This window comes from Caldicoprobacter faecalis (genome assembly GCF_900115765.1).
GTDB classification, from domain to species: Bacteria; Bacillota; Clostridia; order Caldicoprobacterales; family Caldicoprobacteraceae; genus Caldicoprobacter; species Caldicoprobacter oshimai.
Window position 1 is genome coordinate 106,040 of record NZ_FOXR01000003.1, and the last position, 22,097, is coordinate 128,136.

20 protein-coding genes are annotated in these 22,097 nt (G+C 45.3%); 14 read left to right on the forward strand and 6 right to left on the reverse strand.

The window, feature by feature from the left end; all coding sequences use genetic code 11:
• Positions 1-69 precede the first annotated feature (69 nt).
• The 5 genes from BM241_RS02195 (at position 70) to BM241_RS12885 (ending at position 2,767) form a co-directional block, all read left to right on the forward strand.
• Entirely contained in the window at positions 70-1,785 is a 1,716-nt protein-coding gene (locus tag BM241_RS02195) for a DUF4855 domain-containing protein (protein ID WP_092281932.1), read from the forward strand.
• Positions 1,786-1,802: 17 nt separating this feature from the next.
• A complete protein-coding gene (locus tag BM241_RS12575) occupies positions 1,803-2,234 on the forward strand; it encodes a hypothetical protein (protein WP_207648947.1) in 432 nt (143 codons plus the stop codon).
• A gap of 81 nt (positions 2,235-2,315) precedes the next feature.
• The gene (locus tag BM241_RS13065; RefSeq protein WP_394328171.1) at positions 2,316-2,402 is read left to right on the forward strand and encodes a hypothetical protein; all 87 of its coding nucleotides are present in this window, start codon (positions 2,316-2,318) and stop codon (positions 2,400-2,402) included.
• Positions 2,374-2,673, forward strand: coding sequence for a family 20 glycosylhydrolase (locus BM241_RS13070; protein WP_207637403.1), 300 nt, complete (start codon positions 2,374-2,376; stop codon positions 2,671-2,673). The genes BM241_RS13065 and BM241_RS13070 overlap by 29 nt, the downstream gene beginning before the upstream one ends.
• Positions 2,636-2,767 carry a hypothetical protein gene (locus BM241_RS12885; RefSeq protein WP_278291843.1) on the forward strand — a complete coding sequence of 44 codons (132 nt, stop codon included), beginning with the start codon at positions 2,636-2,638 and terminating at the stop codon, positions 2,765-2,767. The genes BM241_RS13070 and BM241_RS12885 overlap by 38 nt, the downstream gene beginning before the upstream one ends.
• A 76-nt stretch (positions 2,768-2,843) precedes the next feature.
• Here BM241_RS12885 and BM241_RS02205 read toward each other — a convergent pair whose 3' ends face one another.
• Complete coding sequence (locus BM241_RS02205; RefSeq protein ID WP_092281933.1) at positions 2,844-3,572, reverse strand: pseudouridine synthase; 729 nt, start codon at positions 3,570-3,572, stop codon at positions 2,844-2,846.
• Positions 3,573-3,861: 289 nt separating this feature from the next.
• Here BM241_RS02205 and BM241_RS02210 point away from each other — a divergent pair, with 289 nt between their 5' ends.
• Both BM241_RS02210 and BM241_RS02215 read left to right on the forward strand, forming a co-directional pair.
• Positions 3,862-4,692, forward strand: coding sequence for a response regulator transcription factor (locus BM241_RS02210; RefSeq protein ID WP_242948225.1), 831 nt, complete (start codon positions 3,862-3,864; stop codon positions 4,690-4,692).
• A gap of 1 nt (position 4,693) precedes the next feature.
• Entirely contained in the window at positions 4,694-6,466 is a 1,773-nt protein-coding gene (locus tag BM241_RS02215) for a sensor histidine kinase (RefSeq protein ID WP_092281935.1), read from the forward strand.
• 60 nt (positions 6,467-6,526) lie between these two features.
• Here BM241_RS02215 and BM241_RS02220 read toward each other — a convergent pair whose 3' ends face one another.
• The 5 genes from BM241_RS02220 to BM241_RS02240 form a co-directional block, all read right to left on the reverse strand.
• Positions 6,527-7,366 (reverse strand): carbohydrate ABC transporter permease, encoded by an 840-nt coding sequence (locus BM241_RS02220; protein ID WP_025748616.1) that lies wholly within the window; start codon positions 7,364-7,366, stop codon positions 6,527-6,529.
• 38 nt (positions 7,367-7,404) lie between these two features.
• Positions 7,405-8,292: a carbohydrate ABC transporter permease gene (locus tag BM241_RS02225; protein ID WP_092281936.1), complete on the reverse strand. Its 888-nt coding sequence runs from the start codon at positions 8,290-8,292 to the stop codon at positions 7,405-7,407.
• A 139-nt stretch (positions 8,293-8,431) separates the two neighbouring features.
• Entirely contained in the window at positions 8,432-9,793 is a 1,362-nt protein-coding gene (locus BM241_RS02230; RefSeq protein WP_207648948.1) for an ABC transporter substrate-binding protein, read from the reverse strand.
• A gap of 214 nt (positions 9,794-10,007) precedes the next feature.
• Positions 10,008-11,495: a glycoside hydrolase family 43 protein gene (locus BM241_RS02235; RefSeq protein WP_092281937.1), complete on the reverse strand. Its 1,488-nt coding sequence runs from the start codon at positions 11,493-11,495 to the stop codon at positions 10,008-10,010.
• Between the two features lie 127 nt (positions 11,496-11,622).
• Positions 11,623-13,695: a glycoside hydrolase family 65 protein gene (locus tag BM241_RS02240; RefSeq protein WP_242948227.1), complete on the reverse strand. Its 2,073-nt coding sequence runs from the start codon at positions 13,693-13,695 to the stop codon at positions 11,623-11,625.
• Positions 13,696-14,294: 599 nt separating this feature from the next.
• Here BM241_RS02240 and BM241_RS02245 point away from each other — a divergent pair.
• The 7 genes from BM241_RS02245 (at position 14,295) to BM241_RS02275 (ending at position 21,275) form a co-directional block, all read left to right on the forward strand.
• Positions 14,295-15,242, forward strand: a complete 948-nt coding sequence (locus tag BM241_RS02245) for an N-acetylmuramoyl-L-alanine amidase (RefSeq protein ID WP_092281938.1) — start codon at positions 14,295-14,297, stop codon at positions 15,240-15,242.
• Positions 15,243-15,297: 55 nt separating this feature from the next.
• The gene (locus BM241_RS02250; RefSeq protein WP_177206066.1) at positions 15,298-16,584 is read left to right on the forward strand and encodes a metallophosphoesterase family protein; all 1,287 of its coding nucleotides are present in this window, start codon (positions 15,298-15,300) and stop codon (positions 16,582-16,584) included.
• Positions 16,581-19,442 (forward strand): AAA family ATPase, encoded by a 2,862-nt coding sequence (locus BM241_RS02255; protein ID WP_092281940.1) that lies wholly within the window; start codon positions 16,581-16,583, stop codon positions 19,440-19,442. The genes BM241_RS02250 and BM241_RS02255 overlap by 4 nt, the downstream gene beginning before the upstream one ends.
• A gap of 170 nt (positions 19,443-19,612) precedes the next feature.
• Complete coding sequence (locus BM241_RS02260) at positions 19,613-20,143, forward strand: nitroreductase family protein (protein ID WP_092281941.1); 531 nt, start codon at positions 19,613-19,615, stop codon at positions 20,141-20,143.
• 158 nt (positions 20,144-20,301) lie between these two features.
• On the forward strand, positions 20,302-20,586 hold the full coding sequence (locus BM241_RS02265; RefSeq protein ID WP_092281942.1) for a 4Fe-4S binding protein: 285 nt from the start codon (positions 20,302-20,304) through the stop codon (positions 20,584-20,586).
• Positions 20,587-20,683: 97 nt separating this feature from the next.
• Positions 20,684-20,860: a cupin domain-containing protein gene (locus BM241_RS12735; RefSeq protein ID WP_242948228.1), complete on the forward strand. Its 177-nt coding sequence runs from the start codon at positions 20,684-20,686 to the stop codon at positions 20,858-20,860.
• A 226-nt stretch (positions 20,861-21,086) separates the two neighbouring features.
• Positions 21,087-21,275, forward strand: a complete 189-nt coding sequence (locus tag BM241_RS02275) for a ferredoxin (RefSeq protein ID WP_025748600.1) — start codon at positions 21,087-21,089, stop codon at positions 21,273-21,275.
• Positions 21,276-22,097 lie beyond the last annotated feature (822 nt).

A 22,097-nucleotide genomic window follows, 5' to 3' on the forward strand; every position in this document is an offset into this window, starting at 1 on the left:
AGAGGAATTTTTTGTTTAAAGCGGAATATTTATATAAGTGAAAAATATTAGAAAGGAGAGTGGTTAATAATGTATAAAAAACGTTTTTTATCGTGGTTAATGTTAGTGATCTTCTTCGTAGTAATTTCACCTATACAAGGAAATGCCCAAAAAGACAAACAAAGTCATGTTAAGGAGCTTGTCAATTTAGCTTTAGGTAAAAGTTATCGAGTAAATACAGTATATCCTCCAGATGAATTTTATACTAAAGTTCATGAGGTAAATTATCCAGATAGCGGTGGTGAACTTACTGATGGTCAATATGGGAGCTTAAGTTTTACGGATAAAGCTTATGTAGGTTATCTGCACCAAGCTTTTAGAGATATTACTGTTGATTTAGAATCTTCTGTTACAGTGGAAGAAATTGCTATAAGTGTCCTTCAGAATGTACCGGTGGGTATTCATTTTCCACGGGAAGTAGAGTTTTATCTTTCTATAGATGGTGAAAAGTGGGAGTTTTTAGGAAGGGAAAAAAGCGGGATTTTACCTACTGAAAAAGGGCCGATAAAGCAAAAGATTTCTAAAAAAGGGATTCATAAAATTGCTCGTTATGTAAAGATTATTGTACCTGTTGAAGGGTGGTTGTTTGCCGATGAAGTAGAAGTATGGGGAACAAATTCTCAAGTTGGGGATAAGCTGATACCCAACATTAAAAATATTTTGCCATTTGGGGATAAAAGGTTAAAAGGATATCCAAAACCACAATCTGTAGGAGGAATTAAAAACGCGGTACTTATCTACACAGGAGATTGGGAATATGATAAACCGGGCGAAAATTGGATTTCTTTTACAAAAGAAGATTTTAAACCTTATGTGGCTTACCTAAATAAAGATTTAAAACCTGTGGATATTATGTTCGATACTTTCTTATTTCTGCCGTATGGAAAGTTGTTGGATGGAGCAACTTTTAGTCCCACGGGGGGCAAACCTTCGAACAAAACTCATTTTGAATATTTTTTAAATAGGCTTTTTAGAGAGGACCGCGAATTAGGAGCTTTAAATGAGGCTGTAAAAGAGATTAAGGAGGAGCTAAATAATGAAAAGTACAAAAATTATAAAGCCAAGGTTATTATAGCCATCCCATATCCACGCACAGATCAAACCAATTTTGGAGATGTCGATGGCAGTGGAGTTAGCTTAAATCTTAATGTTTCCCAAATAGGAGAAGAACAAGCACTTATTAATCGACAAAAGGTGGTTAAATGGTTTATTGACGAAGTGTATAATCGCTGGGAAAAAGCCGAGTATACTGAGCTAGAATTGGTAGGGTTTTATTGGTATGCAGAGTTTATTGGTTATTACTTGAGTTCTTTGGAAGCAGAATTGATTAAATGGACGTCAGAGTATATTCATTCCAAAGGTGGAATATTTCAGTGGATACCCTATTATTTTGCGCGTGGTTGGTATAAGTGGAAAGAACTTGGTTTTGATGGTGTATTAATGCAGCCAAACTATATGTGGGCGGAAACAGGAAAAGACAGATTAGATACTATTCTGAGAGCTGCTTATGATTATGGTATGGGAATAGAAATGGAGATGAGTGATGCAGTACTGACAAATGAAAAGATGAGAGAAAAATATTATTTGTATATTGATAAAGCGTTTGAATACAAATATGCAAGAAAGGCTTATACAGCTTTTTATCAGCAGGTAAAAACTCTTTTAAAGGCAGCCATGTCCTCTGATCCTGCTGCACGAGAAGTATATGATAGGACCTATAATTTCCTTAAAGGAAAGCAATACTAAGGAGGGGTTTGGTTTTTATGATTAATACAGTACCTCAAATAGTGCCTCAACCTAAATCAGTAAACTTTATGGGACGATGGTTTTCTTTTGATGGTTTTTCAAATATGCCATGCTTTTTGGTACGAACTTTTTCCATACCTAAAGGTTCATGGACTATAGAAAAAGTAGAGAAACAAGGATGTGGCATATCAATAGAAGAGGGTAAAGTGAAAATATGGGGTAACTCGAATATTGCCTATGCTACAATAATACAACTTCTAATGCAAAAAAAGGATGCCCTACCAGAAATCGTAATAGAAGAGAGCTTTCGTTTTTCTTTTAGAGGTTATCATCTCGATATAGCGCGCGGAGGTGTTCCCACTGTTTCTACTTTTAAAGATATATTGAACTGGCTTTTTTTGCTTAAATACAATTATTTTGCTATCTATTTAGAAGACTTATTTCCATGACAGAAGTATCCCCAAATAGGGAGTACAAGGGGTAGACTTTCGCAAGAAGAGCTTAAAGAAATTATAGAATATGGGCGTGAGTTGGGAATAGAGGTATTTCCTTCTCTTGAGCTAGTAGGTCATATGGAACAATATATTAATGCTACCAGAGTTTTCAAAATACAGTGAATGGCATTTGCCTCGAGAGGGATGTTTAAATCTCTCAGATGACGAGGCGAGAAAATTTGCGTATGATCTTCTTGAGGAAGTGCTAGAATTTTTCCCGTCCAAATACATACATATTGGTGGAGATGAAACATGGGCTTTAGGGCGGGGTAAAAGTCTTGATGAAACATGGACCTTTCAGGGGCCGCAACTATATGAAGCTCATTATCGCACTATGATAGAAATGGTAGAAAAATGTGGTAAAATACCAAGAACTGGCAAATGCATATGCTAGGCTCTGGCTTGCTGAAAGGAAACCTGAAGGCCTTGAGATAGTTGAGGGTAAATTCTGGTCAGCTGCAGGAAGGGTGGATTTGGGTATAAGGTAAATAACAATGAGCTGGCTCATGAGCCAGCTCATTGTTATTTATTCAAATAATTAACCTACCCAAATCCTTATATACTTTATCGTGAAATCGACGTTTTCAGAGAAGACACCTCTTCTTCAGTCAATTCCCTCCATTCTCCGGGTTTTAGCCTCTCGTCGAGAACGAGACTGCCCATTGCCAATCTCTTAAGGTATAGGACTTTTTTACCCAACGCTTTAAACATCCTCTTTATCTGGTGGTATTTCCCTTCTTTCAAGTAAACGTACACTTCGGATACGTCGGCGGCGCGGAGAATTTCAAGGCCGGCAGGAAGGGTTTTATATCCATCTTCCAGGATTATGCCTTCTTTGAAAGCCTTGACGTCATTTTCGTCAACAATTCCCTGTATTTGGGCGTAATATTTTTTTACAACGTTCTTTTTAGGCGATAGAAGCTGATGTGCCAGCTCCCCATCATTTGTTATGAGGAGCAGCCCTTCTGTATCCTTGTCCAGCCTCCCTACCGGAAAAGGATCTACGGCTGTCAATTCAGGTGGTAATAGGTCGATAACGGTCCTTTCCGCCGGGTCATATGTGGAGGTGATAACGCCTTTGGGCTTGTTCATCATTATATATATGAGATCTCTATATTTTACCTTTTCGTTGCCGATAAAGATTTCATCGTGCTTGGTATCTACAATCGTTCCGGCATCTCTTACCGCTTTGCCGTTCACTGTGACAAGTCCTTTCCTGATGAATTTTTTAACCTGCTTTCGAGTACCGATGCCTGAATGCGCCAGAAGCTTGTCTAGCCTTATCTTGGCCATTTTTTATGCCCCCTCATCTTTAAATCAACTATCGTATAATTATATCATAAAAAGCATGCTTTGTAGTACGCTCATGTTTCGCGGTTTTATATTTTAAGGTGTACCTAAATGGCTCCAAAGATACTACTCTCTTTAATGAAGGTATTTAAACGGGTCTAATCAAATGCATTTTGATTTATATTTGCATATACGGCTGATTAACTGTATAATAAAATTGAAGTTTGTATACGGGTTTCTATACAACTTTCTATATAGCGAATAAATTTCCAAGAAGATTTAAAGTAATTGTATGGAAAGATTTAAGAAATTATTACAGGCGGTGGGATGTTTTATGAATGCCGATAAGAAGCTATACAGTTTACTGGTGGTTGATGACGAGCCGGGCACAAGAAATACTCTGTGCAGCTGTTTCCCCTGGGAAGATATAGGGTTTAATATCGTGTTTCAGGCCAATAATGGGCAAGAAGCCCTCGATTATATAAGGCAGCATCCGGTGGATGTTGTGCTGTGCGACATACGTATGCCTGTGCTTTCAGGCATAGATCTCGCCAGAGAGCTGTATCTGTCTAAGTCACCTACCAAGGTGGTTTTCTTAAGCGGATACAGGGATTTTGAGTATGCCAAAAAAGCGCTGGATTTTGGGGTGAAAAATTATATCCTAAAGCCGGCCAAGTACAAAGAACTGGTGGATGTATTCTCTAGGATTAAAAGTGAATTAGATGAAGAGAGGTCACGTTATGAGAATCAAGATACACGTACTTCGGATGACAAAGGCCAGGATAGGGGATTCAGCCTGGAAGACGGAGTGATCAGCACCATCAAAAATTATGTACAGCGCAATTACAGGAGTGCGACTCTGGAGGATGTAGCTAAAGTGGTTCATATGAACCCTAACTATCTGAGCTATTATTTCAAGCAGAAAACGGGGGAGAATTTTTCGGATTTTCTAACCGAAGTAAAGATGAAGAATGCCGCCGAGCTATTGAAGAATATTGACCTTAAAATACATCAGGTGGGGCGAATGGTAGGCTACAGCAATGCCAAAAACTTTGCCCGCAGCTTTAAGAAATATTTTGGTGTAACCCCTAAGCAGTACAGGCACAAAGGTGGTAATAACTGATATGAAGCTCGTTGAAAGTAAATTTTTCTTCAAGGATTTTGCATTGTTTTTGATTCCCACCATGATTTCCCTGCTGATCCTAGGAGTATTGTCCTTTGCGGTCACCCATAGTTTTGTAAAGCAGGAGATAAGGCATAACAACCTGAACATGCTGAATCAGATCAAGGAAAATGTTGAGTTGATGCTCAATGAATTGGATCCCCTGGTAATACTGTTTGATACCGATCCAGAGGTCGTTATGAAGATACGCTCCTTTTTGACCGGTACCAAATTTTCTATAGAAAATATAAATTTTTACAGGATAGTTCAGAGCTTTATAAACGCTCCCGCCAATGCCCGTCCCTATATCCACTCGATTTATGTGTATTACGACAATGATATGGGCAGGTTTTTGACGACTCGGGAAGGCCTGGTGGAATTGAACAGCTTTTATGATACTCAATGGTATCAAGATTTCGTAAACAATACAGGCCAACTTATGTGGACCAAGATAAGACAAATAAGGCAATATGAATTTGAGAGCACCAAAGTAATTACCATATATCGCAGGCTGCCTTTACGGCAGGGAGTCATTGTGCTCAATATCCTGCCGGAATACATCCACATGATGATGAGCGAGCTGACCATCCAGCCCAATCAGACAGTTATGATTCTAAACGAGGATGATGAGCTGCTGTTTTGCAATCACTCTTTGATTTCAGGGTTGCGGGATGAGATCAGGCAAAAGCTGGCTGGTTTAGAAGGCGAAGGGACGATTGCCATACAGGATAAGCCTTATGTCGTGATGCAGGTACACTCTGCTAAATACAACTGGCGATATGTATCAATGGTACCGCAGGCTTTTTTGTATCGAGTTCCAATTCAACTTAGCAACATCACGTTATTCTCGCTGGCCATATCCTTTGTGCTGGCACTGGGCTTGACCTATTATGTTACCAGTAAAAAGTATCTCCAGATTGCTCGCATAAGGGAGATTATAGATTCGGCCAAAAACGGATACTTTTCTCCTGCGGCGGTTCCCGAAAAGAAGGACGAATATAGCTATATAATAGAGGAAATTTTAAACAACTTTATTGAGCAGCATTATTTGAAAATGCAGTTATCCGAGAGGAAATACAGGCTCAAGACCATGGAGCTTTTGGCGCTGCAATCGCAGATCAATCCCCATTTCCTGTTTAATACCCTGCATGCCATCAACTGCAAACTGCTCCTTCTGACCAAAGGGCCTAATGAGATAAGCGATATGCTGGAGAAGCTTTCGGATATTTTAGATTATTCGCTCAGCCATCCTGAGAGGATGGTGATGCTTGAGAAGGAAATAACCAATGCGAGAAATTACGTAGACATACAAAAAATCCGGTATGGTCAGCAATTTGATGTGTTATGGGAGTACGATGAAAAGTTGCTTCACAAGAAAGTGGTTAAGATGATCCTTCAGCCGCTTATCGAGAACAGCATCTATCATGGGATTAGAGGCCGGCAAAAGCTGGGCCTTATTAAAGTCAAGGCCTTCAAAAGAGGGGATTTTATAAAAATTTCAGTCATTGATAATGGCGTGGGCATACCCCGTCATAAGCTGCAAGAAATCTACGAGAAGTTGAACGGAGATTGGGAATATTCGGAGGAGATAGGGCTTCTAAATACGCACTACAGGCTGAAATTGATATACGGGGATCGATACAGGATGGTTATAAGGACCAAACAAAACTTAGGTACAGCCATATATCTGTATATTCCCGATTTGGAGGAAGTGAATTCTGAAGAGAAATATTAAAGAATATTAAAAACCGGCTTTGCACCTGGTCTGGTGCAAAGCCGGTTTTGTTTTCTGTGTTTAACCTTTAAGGCCAGTGGTGGCAACGCCTTCGACAAAATACTTTTGTGCCAGGAAGAAGATTATTATGGATGGCAACATGGCAATAACCGTCATGGCCATTATCTGGTTCCAGTGTATCACCGAGGTTCCGTCAATCGACATCCTGAGGCCAAGAGCTACCGTATATTTGTCCACGCTGTTGATGTATATCAATGGGTTTAAAAAGTCGTTCCATGTCCATATAAACTGAAATATGCTCATGGATATTATGGCGGGTTTGCAAAGCGGCACCACTATTTTTATAAGCGTTTGAAGGGAGTTGCAGCCGTCGATGGTGGCCGATTCCTCAAGCTCCCTGGGAAGTCCCCTCAAAAACTGTACCATCATGAATATGAAGAACGAGTGGCTTGCAAACAACGCCGGCACTATGAATGGCAGATAGCTGTCCACCCATCCAAACCTGTTGAACAGGATATACCTGGGAATCAACGTGACCGAGTCGGGCAGCATGAGCGTCGCAATCATGATCCCGAATAAGGGCTTTTTGAGCGGGAAATTGAAGCGAGCAAAGCCATAGGCTACCATGGTAGACGATACTATCGTAAATATGATGACCGGTATAACCAGCTTGAAGGAGTTTATCAAGAATGTGCCGAAGGTATACTGCCCTGTACCCTGCCAGCCCTTTACATAAGAGTCCAAGACCACTTTTGAAGGGAAGATGTTTATGGATTTAAATATTTCGTCATTGGGCTTGAAGGATGCCCCTATTACCCACAACAGGGGATAGACCATAAATATTCCGAACGCGATTAAGAAGGTATAAAGCAGCACCTTTGCGATGCCGTGTCTCATCATCTTTACATTTTTTCTGTGCAATGTTGCTGCGTTCATAGTTATTTACCACCGTCCTCATAGTATGTCCAGTAGGAAGAAGACTTAAAGAGCAGCGCTGTAAATACCATTATCAATAGGAACAGAACCCACGAAAGCGCCGAAGAATACCCCATCCTGAAGTATCTGAACGCGTTATCGTATACCAGTATGCTGTATACATAAGTTGCATTCATGGGACCTCCACCCGTTATCACGTATGGGCCGGTAAACTCCTGGAAAGCGTTGATGGTCTGCATGACGAGATTAAAGAACATAACAGGCGAGATCATGGGCAGGGTAATTGAGAAAAATTTTCTCATCCTAGAAGCACCATCAACAATCGCAGCTTCATATAACTCATTTGGTATTTGCTTTAATCCTGCAAGGAATATCACCATCGATGAACCAAACTGCCATACCGCCAAAAGGCTTACGGTAAACAGCGCTACATCCGGATTTCCCAGCCAGTCGATGGATTTTATGCCGAAAAAGCCGAGAAACTTGTTGACGATGCCTTCTTTCATAAAGAGAAATCTCCACAGCACCGATACAGCCACGCTGCCCCCAAATATGGAGGGAAGGTAATAAGCGGTTCTGAAGATGTTTATGCTCCTGAGCTTCATGTTTAATAGCATGGCTACAAACAGAGCAAAGGATATTTTCATAGGCACTGTCATCAAGACATACGCCAGCGTTGCTTTCAAAGCCGGGAAAAAGAGCTTATCCTTGGTAAACATATATATATAGTTGTCGAGGCCCGTAAATACGGGTTTATCCAATATGCTGAACTCCGTAAAGGAGTATATGAATGACATCACAAATGGATACAGCTTAAACAGCAGGAATCCTGCGATCCATGGGCTGATGTATAGAAGGCCTATATAGTTTTTGTTCCTGTAGTACTTCATTTCTGCAATCCCCACCTGAAAAATTTTTAATTTCATTCAAAGATTTAAAAAACCATGTTATCCGAAGTGCTGGGCTTATCCAGCACTTCGGATATTGAGGATAATAGAGGTCGGTTTTATTTGATGATAGGGGGTCACCTTATTTATTGAGCTGTTCTTTAAGCTCAGAGAGTTTCTGTGTGAAGCGGTCAATCAGCTCATCGGCTGCCTGCTCTGGAGTCAACTTCTTATAAGCCAGCATCTGTATAACGTCGGTGGTTATTTTCTCCAGTTCCTGATTCTGGCTTATGGCATTCTCGGGCTTACCCATCTTCTCCATGGCCATTGTGGTGGCTTCATTGAGGACGGGATCCAGCATGTTGTTCTCTACAAGGACATCGCGTGCAGCCTTGGTGGCCGGTACGCCGCGCACGTCTTTGAGTATTTTGGCCGCTTCTGGGTCGCTGAAGAACCAGTTCAGGAATTTGGCTGCTTCAGCTACATTTTTAGAATCTTTATTGATTGCGAGCAATTGCGATGGCCTTACCACCAAAGCGGTGTCCTTGGCACCTTCCATTATCGGTATCATGGCAATCGATAGATTGGGTATATTTGCTTTCTCGGCGGCGTATGTCGATGTCCAGCTCCAGGACATCCCGATTTCGCCGTTAAGCCATTTTGGATTTTGGTCGGGTTTTCCGTGGAAGGGTGCGCTCTGTTCAAATGGTTCTATGGCCCCTGCTTCAAACAGTTTATTCAAATAATTGAAGGCTTCAACCAGCGTTTCCCTATCAAATCCAAGGGTATAGTCGTCGTTGATCCAATAGTTGCCGGTCTTTTGGATCACATAGGCCTTTAAAGCGTAGTAGCTGCGTATTGCATCGAAGTTTAGGAGATAGGCGTTGGGGTCCTTTTCATGAACTGCTTTTGCAACCTCAAGAAGACTATCCCAGGTCCATTCCATTTTTTCATCTATGCCGTATTTCTTAAAAAAGTCCTTGTTGTACAGTAAAGCCCCTGCATTTACGCCTGTTGGCAAACCTATCAGCTTACCGTCATGGTAGCAGAATTGGTCAAGGAAGTTCTTGTCAAATATGCTGGTGTCAATTTCATCTCTTTCGTTTAAATTAACGAAGAAGTCACCCTGTGAAGTGAGCTCGAGTATCCAGGTGACGTCGATCTGTATTATGTCTGGGGCTGTTCTGCTGCTCAATTGAGTGGCCAGCTTCTGGAGATAGCCGTCAACCCCGCCATATTCAGCGTTGATTTTTACGTGAGGGTTGTTTTTCTGATACGTGTTTATTGCTTCGAGAGTTGCCTGGTGACGGGCTTCTCCACCCCACCACATAAAGCGCAGCGTCACTTCTTCAGGCTTTTCCTGTTTGTTGCCCTCGTCCTGCGTTGCTCCTCCGGTTCCTGCATTTTGTTCATCTGCTTTATCCTTTTGAGTTGTGCAACCAGCTATCAGTGATATGCACAGAAGAATTGCAACAAACAGGTACATGAACTTTTTGACATTCATAACTGCACCTCCTAAAATTTTTGATTAACGGCCAATGCTTGATTTTTAGCCTATTTTAAAAGTATCACACGCCTTCTTTATAAAAAAGTAATCGGACATTAGATTTGGTATCATTTCTTAATGAGTTTTGCAAAAAGGTATCAAAATTTAAGCAATATAAAAAAATGATACCCATAAAAAAGAGCCCCATACTTCATAGGGGCTCTTTTTGCTATCATTCAAATTCGTATCTGAACCAGTTAAAGTCAGCGCAACCGCCATCTCTGATACTATTGTAGGAAAACAACCCTATTCTTGCACCCTTCCAGAATCCCCATGCCAGTTTGCAATCTCCGCCCAGTTCCATAAAATGTTGTCCGTCCAGGCTGAAGGCAAACCGCGTAGAGGAGGACAGGTCAAGGGTGCTTCTGAGCCAGACGGTATTGCCGGCAACTTTGGGGCCGTGATGGGTTATGCCGCCGGTGACCGCCTTTATGAAGTACCCATCTTCTCGCCTTTCAACGCCAATCCAGTTTTGCTGCGTACCACCCAGATAGGCCAGCCCTGCCTTCTGGCCCTCGGCCATGTATTCTATGCTGAGCTCTGTCGTTATTACGCCTTTTTCTCCCATCAACTTTTGAGTGATGGTATTTCTGGCTCGCAGTATATCATCGGCGTACATGGCTTTGATGCGGAAATATCCCGGCCGTTCGGTGAGTGACCAGTTTTCATCAACAGGGTTGTGGTTGAACTGCCACTGCAGCCCCAATTCGGGCTTGTCGAAGTCGTCCGACGTCTGAGGAAAGCTGATGGGATACTCGCCGCCTACATTGGGCTTTTGAAAAATGGTGACCGGTTCGCCTTCGGCTCCCATTATCGGCCAGTCATCTATCCATTTTACGGGCTGAAGATGGCACACCCTGCCCAAAATTCCCGCGCTCTGGAAGTGTATAAACCAGGTCTCTCCCGATTCCAATTCTACCAGCGCCCCTTGATGAGGGCCGTTTATGTTGGTTGAGCCCTGTTTGAGGACTACTCTCTTCTCATAGGGGCCGTATATGCTCCGGGAACGCAGCACCGTCTGCCAGCCCGTTTCCACGCCGCCCTCGGGAATGACCAGGTAGTAATAGCCGTTTCTCTTGTATATCTTGGTTCCCTCGGCTATCTTACCGACATACACCACTACGCCGTCGTCTAGAAGGGTCTTGCCATCAGGGCTCATTTTATGGATTATTATAGGGCCGGCGCCCACCGTGCTGTGGCCTAGATAGGCGTTGCCGTCATCATCCCAGAACGGGCAGGGGTCTTCCCAGCCCGACACCCGTTTGACCTCATGGAGAGGGCTCCAGGGCCCTGCCGGGTTGGTTGCGGTACTCATGTACAGCCCCTCGTCTGGCGTGCAAAAATACACATAAAACTTTCCATCGTGGTATCGGATAGAGGGAGCCCAGCTTCCCTTGCCATAGCCTTCCATGTCGTCATACCGTGGGTCAATGCCAAGGCGGCGATATATCTGACCTATGACCCTCCAGTTCACCAGGTCTTTAGAGTGAAGCACCTGCATGCCCATGTAGTGGAAATCTGAGCATACCATGTAAAAATCACTTCCCACCCTTATGACATCAGGGTCGGAATAATCGGCATTGAGCACGGGATTCCTGTAATATCCGTTTCCTAGGTCGCCCCATGGGCGGGGTTTAGCATGAAGGGTTTTGTCGGCCATGATTCTCTCTCCTCCGCTTTTTATTTTATTTTTTACTGGACATAGGCCTTCTTTGTAAGAAAATTTGTTTATAGCTTATTAAGGATAATATCTGCAGGTGGTGTAAAGTTAATGTACATTTCTGTTCTTACGGCAATGGATTGATCTTTTCCCACAGGACCTTCCATTTCGAGTTTCTGGGGAAGCCGGGAGCATCTTTATCGGCACTCCCATCCCAACCAGCTGCCATCATAGCCACTGCTATGAGCAGTGCCCCATTGCCCGGCAGATAGAGCGGCAGGTCGCTCCTGTCGCCTTGCTTGTTGTGCCCATTTGGAAGGTATGTGTTTTTAGGCGCATCCATCAGCAGAATATCTATCGCTTTTTCGGGCTGCCCCAGCCGTGTGGCAGTCATTGCCATTACCGGGAAGTCCCAGCCCCACATGCTTTCAAAGTCCCAGCTGCTCAGCACCCTGTCAAGGGTAGCGGCCATCACGTCCCTGTCCACCATTGAACCGGGCAGCATTCCCAGTGCACAAAGCATGGAGGGATGGTCGTGATTGAATCTGGTGAAGGTGTCGGGGCAATTCTCATGGGCAAGATATACGCCGTCCTTTTCAGGAAGCTTTGATAGCTTGGATATAATTTCTTCCCACTTTGGCTTAAGGGGAAGGCCCAGGCGCCTGCGCCACAATCCCGCTATCTTAAGGCCAAACCTCCAGTATTCCAGCTCAAAGGTTGGATTGAGGGCAATATGCGGGCTGTGGTTTTCCTGCGCCGGTATAAGGCCCGGCCCCAGGACATATCGGTCATTTTTTGCATCATATATGACATACGAGGCCATAAACTCGGCTGTTTTGAATACCAGCTCACAGTAACGTTCCAGGGTTTGGCGGTCAGGATGCGCCCTATAGCACAGCTCGGCGTACATTATGGGATGGGGTTGCTGCCATATGAGAAGGGGCCCGATTGGCGAAGGGCTGTCCAGGCCGTCATACGCTACCATCTTGGGCCACCTAGCTCCCCTGTATCCCTGTGAGGCAGCCAGCTCTTCAGCCTTGTCCATTATGGACATATACCACCACAGGCTTTTTTCCAGAAGCCTGGCGCGGTTCCACAGGGGGAAATGGGCTGCGTGCCAGTAGTGCATTTCAAGGTGGAATTTGCCGTACCAGCTGTTGCAGGTAAGCCCCGTTTCCTGAGGGGGCATGGAACCCGCGCACTGGATGGCAGTGAGGTACTGGGAAAGCACTATGCGCCTTTCGAGTTCAATTGCGCGTTCATCCTGGCTGTGAGCCAGTTCAATGGCACCGCCTTCCAGCCAGAAACTCTCCCAGTGCTTTTTGCTGGCTTCTTCTGCGGCTTCAAAGGTTAATTCTCTCTGGCGGATGGGTATGGGAGAAAACATACAGGTAAATTCGATGGTGTCGTTACTCGATGTATTTTCGAGGACAAACTTGTGCCTGGCCTGCCTTGATAGACGGGTTCCCTTGTTGAACGATATCCTTACGAAAATTCGTTCATCATCGATTATCCTGAGCAGGTCAACAGTGTTTTCATTGGCAAGAATAACCTTTGTATCGTGTTTGTTATCGCTTTCCCAGTCAGAAGCGTTTTTGGCAGGAGAGCCATACGGGAATCGAAACAGGATTTTAAGCTTCTTATCTTTTATAAGGGGAGATTGTGCTTTGACAGCGACGGCGTCGAGCTCGGGATGACAGCAGGTTTTCACCCAAACGGGATAACCGATTATGCAAAAACGGCTGGTGATGACGCCCTGCCATAGGTCAAGCTCTTGATGGATACTCCCCCTGTCAATTAAATGGACGGGTTTTTCACCTAGAGAAGAAAAGTCAAAGCCTATGTTGGCTAAATTGAGCCTGTGGGGGTTTTGCCTCAGATAGTTGAACAGCTCCTCTTGCCCCTCGGCAGACGTTGCATATCCTACTTCGCGGCCGTTTACAATAAACTTTTCCAGTTTAAGGTTATCTCTGAAAAAATTTTTGTTGTCGGCTGGCTTGAAGGAGTGCCAGCCCCATTGCGACTGTGTACAAAGGGGCGTATAGCTGTCATATATCTCTGTAAATGTCTGAAGCCCGGTTATGTCTACCGTAAATGCGAATTCGCCATTCCCCACCGATAAGGGAGACCAAGGGTCAATATCTTTGAGGACAGGGTTGTGCCTTCTCACCAGTTCATACCTGTCGATGTTCACTGACATGGCAATACACTTCCTTTTCTAAGCATATTTTCTTAATTTTGTAAATTACGTTTAGACGTTCAACTCCTTGTCCGATTTAACTGCTTTTGTGACCATGACATCACTTAGATGTTATCAAGACCTTTTATTCGATGTCAACTGTTATAGGCCTGGGAATCGTTTATCCTCTGTACACGCAATGCCGCTTTTACAAGTTAAAATTTTTGGTGTTGCATTTAATTTTACAACGAATCTCAATGCATTGTAGGAGCTTTTGCTATGGTCAACAACTTTACACAATAATCCCCACTTTTGTTCAAAGTGGGGATTATTTTATGCTTACGTTTTTGACGCACTGGTTGTCAAGTTTATCAACTTTTATTTTTTGGTAATGGCTAAATAATAGTGCTGTTTTGGCGGGGTGTTATAGGTGCCACTTTTGATGTGTTTTTTATACTATTTAGTAAGTATTTCTAGTTCGGCGCAATTCATTAGACTTTTAGTATTATTAAACAAGTCTGTTATGTTTAATAACCGCTGTAAACTTTAATCAGCCAGACTTTAAGGTACCTCTTTATAAACTTTACATAGTTTGTTTAGCAAGGGGAAGGTGGGTACCCATGCCCATTAGAGACTACATGAAAAATGCCAATCTAAAATTCAATGGTAAATTAAGGCCGAGGGCTGCTACCAATGGCATTGTACTACATCACGCCGCGGCTCAAAGAGCTACGCCGCAGCAAATACACGAATGGCATCTTCGGAGAGGATGGCTGGGTGCAGGATATAACGTTTACGTGCGCAAGGACGGCTCGGTGTGGGAACTGCGGCCGTTATGGGCTGTCGGGGCGCATGCTGAAGGGGTCAACTCCGAGAGTATCGGCGTATGTGCTGAAGGCATGTATCATCCTTTAAGCGGCCAGCCGTATGACAGGGAAATGCCCGCGGAGCAGTTTGATGCTCTGGTGAAGGTCGTAAAGGATTTGATGGAGGAATATCCTTATATTAAGTGGATCAAGGGCCATAACGAGGTGCCAGGATCTACTACTGCCTGTCCCGGCAGCTATTTTCCACTTAAGAAAATTGTTATAGCCGCAACCAATAGCCCTAATATTGAGGAGGTGGATGACATGAAGAAGGGAGACAGAGGACCGGCGGTTGAGAGGCTGCAAAGGCTTTTAATGGCATTAGGTTATCAGCTCCCTAAATACGGGATAGATGGAATTTTCGGTGCTGAAACTGAGGCTGCGGTAAATGCGTTTAAAAAGTCAGCCGGGTTGCCGCAGAACGGGATTGTGGATGTTACTATCATGATAGCCATGGCAGAGAGACTGTTGCAGAGTAAAGTCGCTCTGGAGCAGGAAAATGCCGCTTTGAGAAGCAGGATACAATTCTTGGAGGGTGAGCTGAAAAAGGCGTTTGAATCCACCAATGAGGCTGTGAAAAAATGTATGAAGGAGTTTGAGGAAAGGAACAAGAGATTTATTGAATTTTTCAGGCTGCTTAACCAGCTGATAAAAGAAGTAGGAGAATATCAAGGGAATGCCCTCTCCTACAAAAGCAGCTGAATTGCCTAAAAAAATGTGGTAAAATATGCTTGTGGGAGTAAAGGAGGGCCGTATGGTGGGGTTCAAATTTCTGCATTTGGCTGATGTTCATCTGGATACGCCTTTCCAGGCCAGGACGAAGGATATGCGCATGTTTTTGCGCCAGGCAATTCGTCAGGCTTTTCAAAGGGCAGTAGATTTAGCCATATCCGAAAAGGTGCACGCCCTACTCATTGCAGGGGACCTGTTTGATAACCAGACCTTGAGCTTTGCTACCGAGAAGTTTATAGTAGAACAGATGAAAAGGCTTTCTGAGGCCAAGATTCCAGTATTCTATGCGCCGGGCAACCACGATCCGGCCGGGGTGATGTACCGCAGAAGCTTGATTGAATGGCCCGACAACGTAAAGGTATTTAATGCCAGGCAGCCCGAAACCTGTCCTGTTTATGACAGGGATGGGCAGCTTGTGGCCTGGATCACGGGAGCCGGGCATGAAAGCCCTCGTGAAAAGGATAATATCATCAAAGATTTTCCGCGTGCCCGGGATACCGGCATACCCCATATAGGGCTTGTACATGCTTGGGTTACCGGTGCCAGGGGAGAAGAGGAGCATGACAGGTATGCTCCCTGTACTCTTGAGGATATGGCGGACAAGAATTATACATACTGGGCGCTGGGACATATTCACACCAGAGCACATCTTTCCGAGCAGCCGCTGGTGGTTTATCCCGGCAACCTGATGGGACGCCACCATGGCGAGGAGGGTTTAAAGGGTGTCTATGTAGTGGAGATAGGCGATACAGGGCGAGTTAAGGCTGAATTCTATCCTGTGGCGCCGGTGTGCTGGACCACATTTAAAGTGAATAACCTCTCTCAAGTGAGGACCCTGGCCGAGCTGCAGGAACATATGTACAGGGCGATTGCTGAGCAGGCTGAAAGGCATGGGCATGCTGATGGCCACCATGAGACCATAGCCAGGGTGCTGCTCGAAGGGCCGTGCTTTCTGTATAACCAGCTCCGCTCTCAAGGGACTCAAGGAAGCATTCAGGAGGAGAATATCCAGGTGCTGGAGGAGTATTTATCCGACGTCCTGGGTTTTAGATGTGTGGAAGTGGTGCTCGACGGCCTCACGCGCCCTGTGGTGCCCGATGATTACAGGGGGCAGCCTCATGTGCTGGGCGTTGCCCTGGATATTCTGGAGAAGGCCAGGACCGATCCACAGGTTTTGCTCAAATTAAAGCCGGAAGTATTGGCCGGATGCCCTGGTGGGGACGCCAGCGAAACCATTGCGTACCTCCAGGGGCTGCTTGAGGGGCTGGATTATGAGTTGGCGGCCCGGTTGCTGGGGGGAGAACTGACATGAGGTTTCAAAGGTTAAAGGCACAAGCCTTTGGGTGTTTAAAAGACTGGGAAAGTCCACCGCTGAAACCAGGGCTTATCTTGGTGTGCGGACGCAATGAATCGGGGAAAAGCACGCTTTTCAACCTTATAACCACGCTGTTTTACGGGTGGTATCCGGCAAACAGGGATGCAAATCCCTATGTGCCCTGGGGCGAGGCAGAAGCTGCCTGCGAAGGTGAGCTCCTGCTTGAAGAAGGGGAAGTCGTTACCGTAAGCCGCAGGCTGCGAAGCACTCCCATAGGGATGTTGATCCAAGAAGACGAGGTGGTCGAGATTAGAAACAGGACGCTGCCGTATGTAGAGGTTTTGCCGCGGGACGTCTTCAGGGAGGTCTATGCCATTGAGCTGCGCAATTTAAAGTTTCCGGAGCACAGCGCATGGGAGGCCATGCAGCAACAGCTGCTGGGAGGACAGTTCAGCTCTTTTCTCAGGCCGGTCAGCGAAGTGGTCAGGGAACTGGATGATGAGGCCAATCGTCTGTGGCGCCCTGACAGGAGGGGCAGGCCACGGGCCAGGGATATTGGGGAACGGCTGAAGGAACTTAGGGCTTCATTGGAAGAAGCCAGGGCAAGGGAAGAACGGCTGCGCCGTGCGCAAATGGAGCTGGTCGAGCGCCAGCGTATGCTTGAAAAGGATATCGCCAGAAAGGCCGAGTTGATGGCATATATAGACCGCTGCGAGCGATTGAATCCCGTGCGAAAAAAGCTCAAGCGAATACAGGAGCTTAAGGAGGCTTCGGCCTATGCGTCCGATTATGATGACCTGCCGCCTGACCCTGCACAGCGCCTTGAATATATTGACAGGCAGCTGGAGGATTTGAGGCTCCAAAGAGCAAGGCTGGAGGGAAAAAAGCGCCAGCTTGAAGGCGTGATCAAAGCCTGTACAGAACGGGATAAGGCGCTGCTCAATCATGCCGGGGAGATCAAGCTGTTGGTCAAGTCGTATGACCGGATAAAAGCCGACCAGGATGAGCTTAATAATATAGAGACGGATATAAAGAGCTGGGGTGAGCAGCTCAGGCGGCATGCCTCTGAAGTATTAGTGGGGGGATGGAAACCAGAGCTTGCGGAGATAGTAAATGCCGTTGATGCGGCTGCATTAAAGGCGGGGATAGACTCGTTCAGGCAGGCACGGGAGCAGTATCAGGAGCAGCTAAACAGGGTTGAGGCTTTAAGGGTAAGGCTGGGGCAAAGGCGCGGTGCCAGGTATGTGCCATGGCTCTCCGGGGCTTTTTCAATTATGGGGATGCTGGGGTTTATCCTATCTGGCGCATCGGCAATGAGATTTGTATCCGCCATTGTGATGGTGACAGGCGTGGTTTTGCTGCTGGCATGGTGGCTTTTTGGTGGCAGGACAGCGGAATACGGCGAGCTGGAGCTGGAGGAAAGGCGCCTTGCCCAGCTGCATGACAGGGTGAACGAGGAGCGCAGCCAGATTCAAAAGCTCATCAAAGGGGTTCCCCTTGCACTTCAAAGGCTTGAGAACCCCGACAGCACTTTGCTGGTCGACATAGGCAGGCTCAAGGAGTTGCTGGAGCGCATAAAGGAAAGCTCTCGAAGAAGGGATGTGCTTGTTGAGCGGATAAAGCAGAATGAGCACAGGGTCTTGAAGCTGCTTAAGGCATGCGGATTGGATAAAAATGGCGTGGAGAGCTTTAGACTGCTATGTGATAGCGAGCACCATGACGGCGATTCTAATGTGAGCGGTTCCAGGCTTTCATCTGCTAACACCTGCAGCGACTTTGGTGCGGGGAATTTTGGAGTTGTATATAGCGGCTACAGCCACGGTATCGACGTTGCCAGGCAGGGGGATGTGCTCAGCGCAATAGACCTTCTTGAGGTTGCGCTACAGGAGGCCGAAAGGCGCTATCAGGACGCACAAGCGGCGAAAAGCCAGATGGAGGACTTAGAGTCGGAACTGTCCAGGGTTAATGGGACGGTGGTGCAGCTTGAGCGGGAGAAAAACTACATATTAGGACGTTTAGAGGAGCTCCCCGGTGAGGACATAAATGCCAGGATTGATGGGCTCATGAAGGCTCGGGAGCTGGCCCGTCAGGCTGACAGCTTTTTGGAGGATTTAAGGCGGGATTATCCTGACCTGGACGATATACGGCAGCAGATTATGGAGCTTACCCAAAAAGATGAAGAGTGGATATTTGATGATGAGATGCTGGCACGGGCAAAGGCAGAGCGGGATCAGATAGAGCAGGAGTTGAATGCTTTAAATAGTGAGATAGGTACACTGAAGAAGGAGATCGAGCTTGGCATGGGGCAGGGGAACATGGACGAGATAGAAGGCGAGATTGCTGTGCTTGAATGGGAATTGAAAAAAATAGTCCGTCAGAGGGATCGAATTCTCTTGCTCAAGAATCTGATTCTGGAGGCCGAAAAGCGCTTCCGCGAAGAACACCAGCCCGATGTCTTAAAGAAGGCCGGCAGGTATCTTTCCATCATTACGGATGGCAGATACACCCGTTTGTTTACAAAAGAGGGGCAGCAGGCTGGCCTGCTTGTGAAATGTGGCTACAGCGATGAGCTGATAGAGGTTGGAGAGGGCTTTTTGAGCCGGGGTACACTGGAGCAGATCTATCTTTCGCTGCGCTTGGCTTTTATAGAGCATCTGGACCCGGGAGGAAGGTCAATGCCGGTATTTCTTGACGAGGTGTTTGTCAACTGGGATGGTTTCCGCCTGGATAATGGTTTTGGCTTGCTCAAGGAGCTGGCACAGCAGCGCCAGGTTTTCATATTCACATGCCACGATTGGCTGGTAGAGAGGCTGGTTGGCAAACTGGATGTACAGGTAGTGGAGCTGCAGATTTGAGAAGTGCAGCGGTAAATTGTCTTGCAGGCGTGACAAAATATCGTGAGAAAAAGCATACATAAGCGTTACTTTATCAAGCTGTACTTAAGAAGATTAAGTTTGCAGCAAAATAATATATTGATTTTAGTGTAAAAAGTAAAATTTACATAAAAATACAGGAGGTGTGTTTTATGGATTTTTTGCAGCTTGCAAAGAACAGGTATTCGTGCCGCAGCTATAAGAAGGTGCCGGTGGAAAAGGAAAAGCTTGAACAGGTACTTGAGGCAGGGAGGATAGCGCCTTCGGCCTGTAATCTGCAGCCCTTCTATTTTGTCGTGGTTACCGATGAGGATTTAAAACAAAAGGTGGCTTCAAGTTACAGGGGGCAATGGATCAAAGATGCTCCGGCAATCATTGTGGCCTGTGGTGATCACAGCAAGTCATGGAAGCGGGCCGACGGCAAGGACCACTGCGATATCGACGTGGCCATCGCGGTTGACCACATGACCCTGGCGGCAGCAGAGCTGGGGCTGGGTACGTGCTGGGTGTGTGCTTTTGATGCCGCAAAGTGCCGCGAGGTTCTCAATCTACCCGCACATATTGAGCCGGTGGTTCTCCTGCCAATAGGTTATCCTGCCGATAAGGGGAATCCCGATAGGCATCAGGCCCAGCGCAAGAAGCTTGATGACATAGTGCGCTGGAATGGTTTTCAGGGAGCCTGATAACGAGATAAGGCTCCCTGTATTTTTCCCGCTCCTCAAAGATTGTAACTGCAGATACCGATTTTTGTATCTGTTTGCTGTATAATAGACGCGTGAAAATGGAATGAGGGGGGTAAATGGCAAGGGTTTGACAGGCGCTGTCTCAGGCATTCTTTGCTGTGCTGTTTTTTGAGCTTGCTGCGTCAGGCAGAATTCAGCTGTGGATGGGCATATTTCTTTTAACCGTGGTTTTGGCGGCGTTTTTTGGGAGATTTTACTGTGGATGGATATGTCCCGTAAATACTCTTATGAATCTTGTAACCAGGGTTAAACGCAGGTTGCGCATCAAGGATTTGGCTGTGCCGGAGTCTATGAAGAAGCCGGTTTATCGCTATGCGGCTCTTTTGGCTTTTATTTCTTATGTTTGTATTCGTAATGTCAAGTGGCAAAAATTGTTTATTTAGCGTGCCATAGGCTTAATTTTAAAGATATCAAAGAAAGGAGATGGATAGAGATCCAAAAGATGGAATGCTGTAAGTACATACAAAAGGAGTAAATTTTATGGTTGAGAAAAAATTTGTGTTTCAACAGGTGGACGATAGGGTTATAGAAAGAATAGTGGGTGATGAGAATGTGAACGTAAACCATATGATACTTAAAAAGGGTGATGCTCTGCCACAGCACTATTCAAATTCCAACATGTACATGATTGTGGTGAGGGGGAATATTACGCTGTAGTTGGACGATCAATAGCCGCATGTTTACCCTGCAGGGACCATAGTGAATATTCCGTATAATACGAAGATGAACGTGTACAACCAGCATGATGACGTGCTGGAGTTCTTCGTGGTGAAGGCACCTAGTCCAAGGTTTTACGGCAAGCAGTGAAGTTTTTTGATCTAAAAGCTTGTACTGCATGCTGAAATATACAAATAACGATTTTGATGAAGGGAGAGGATTTTGAATGAAAGCACATGTCGATAAGGATACATGCATCGGTTGCGGACTTTGCGCGGATATATGCCCTGAGGTTTTCAGCATGGACGATGACGGACTGGCCGTGGCTATAGATGCTGATATACCCGAGGATGCTCTCGACAGCGCAAAGGACGCTGAACAGCAGTGCCCAAGCGGAGCTATAAGCATCGAGTAGGGGGAAGAGCGTTCTCAATGGGCAAGCAGTGACTACTGATCATCGCAAGTGCCTCTCATTGATTCAAACGTATAGAGGAGTATGCCGTTTTAAAAGAAAAAGAGCAGGTATGTCTGCTTTTGAGGGCTTTTTGTCCTTTGTATGGTCGGTGTAAGGGAGCCTGTTAGGCGCTACGTTACTCAATAAAATGTGGTGCTAACACAAAATGTGTATTTTAAGTGAGAGCAAGATTATAAAAAGAGGGCTGCGTTGGGATTTGATTTCCGATGTAGCCCTCTTTTTGTATCAAAACTGTGCATTAATGATGATTAAGCTATGTGCCAAAGCTTATGCACCAGAGGCTATATACAGTCTGATCAAAAGGTGATCTAGTTTATGATATTTTTGTAGGGTGGGAGATGGGACTATACCTGTTCGCCTCAGTATGGGCAGGACCCTTCACGAGGTCAGCGCGACTATAAAGGCCAGTTATTAGGTCTTTTACCATGTAAGGTATCATCATGGTTACGCTGCCGTAAAGGGTAGCGATTTGCCGAGATAAAAGTTATATATCGCATAAAAATATGGAATCCCTATGGCGTATGTTATCATTCTTTCTCCTCCTCATTGATAATTTAAATATACCTTTGTAAGTTTCAATGGCTTTATAAACCAAAAAGTCACAATTATAAACCCAAATCAAATACGAAAGTTTACAATTGTTTTGTCGGGACAGAATTTATTTTTTGGTTTTTTTCTCATATATTGCCCGATCAAAGAAGGAATCGGTAAAATAATGTAGAATTAAAAATAAAACGGACTTTTTAAGCAATTGTATTGTCG

Coding starts and splice junctions, on each gene's coding strand:
- BM241_RS02245 (WP_092281938.1), top strand. CDS start 14,295: ATGCCCATTAGAGACTACATGAAAAATGCCAATCTAAAATTCAATGGT.
- BM241_RS12575 (WP_207648947.1), top strand. CDS start 1,803: ATGATTAATACAGTACCTCAAATAGTGCCTCAACCTAAATCAGTAAAC.
- BM241_RS02215 (WP_092281935.1), top strand. CDS start 4,694: ATGAAGCTCGTTGAAAGTAAATTTTTCTTCAAGGATTTTGCATTGTTT.
- BM241_RS12735 (WP_242948228.1), top strand. CDS start 20,684: ATGGTTGAGAAAAAATTTGTGTTTCAACAGGTGGACGATAGGGTTATA.
- BM241_RS02230 (WP_207648948.1), bottom strand. CDS start 9,793: ATGAATGTCAAAAAGTTCATGTACCTGTTTGTTGCAATTCTTCTGTGC.
- BM241_RS13070 (WP_207637403.1), top strand. CDS start 2,374: ATGCTACCAGAGTTTTCAAAATACAGTGAATGGCATTTGCCTCGAGAG.
- BM241_RS02195 (WP_092281932.1), top strand. CDS start 70: ATGTATAAAAAACGTTTTTTATCGTGGTTAATGTTAGTGATCTTCTTC.
- BM241_RS02220 (WP_025748616.1), bottom strand. CDS start 7,366: ATGATGAGACACGGCATCGCAAAGGTGCTGCTTTATACCTTCTTAATC.
- BM241_RS02275 (WP_025748600.1), top strand. CDS start 21,087: ATGAAAGCACATGTCGATAAGGATACATGCATCGGTTGCGGACTTTGC.
- BM241_RS02225 (WP_092281936.1), bottom strand. CDS start 8,292: ATGAAGTACTACAGGAACAAAAACTATATAGGCCTTCTATACATCAGC.
- BM241_RS02260 (WP_092281941.1), top strand. CDS start 19,613: ATGGATTTTTTGCAGCTTGCAAAGAACAGGTATTCGTGCCGCAGCTAT.
- BM241_RS02205 (WP_092281933.1), bottom strand. CDS start 3,572: ATGGCCAAGATAAGGCTAGACAAGCTTCTGGCGCATTCAGGCATCGGT.
- BM241_RS02235 (WP_092281937.1), bottom strand. CDS start 11,495: ATGGCCGACAAAACCCTTCATGCTAAACCCCGCCCATGGGGCGACCTA.
- BM241_RS02210 (WP_242948225.1), top strand. CDS start 3,862: ATGGAAAGATTTAAGAAATTATTACAGGCGGTGGGATGTTTTATGAAT.
- BM241_RS02240 (WP_242948227.1), bottom strand. CDS start 13,695: ATGTCAGTGAACATCGACAGGTATGAACTGGTGAGAAGGCACAACCCT.
- BM241_RS02255 (WP_092281940.1), top strand. CDS start 16,581: ATGAGGTTTCAAAGGTTAAAGGCACAAGCCTTTGGGTGTTTAAAAGAC.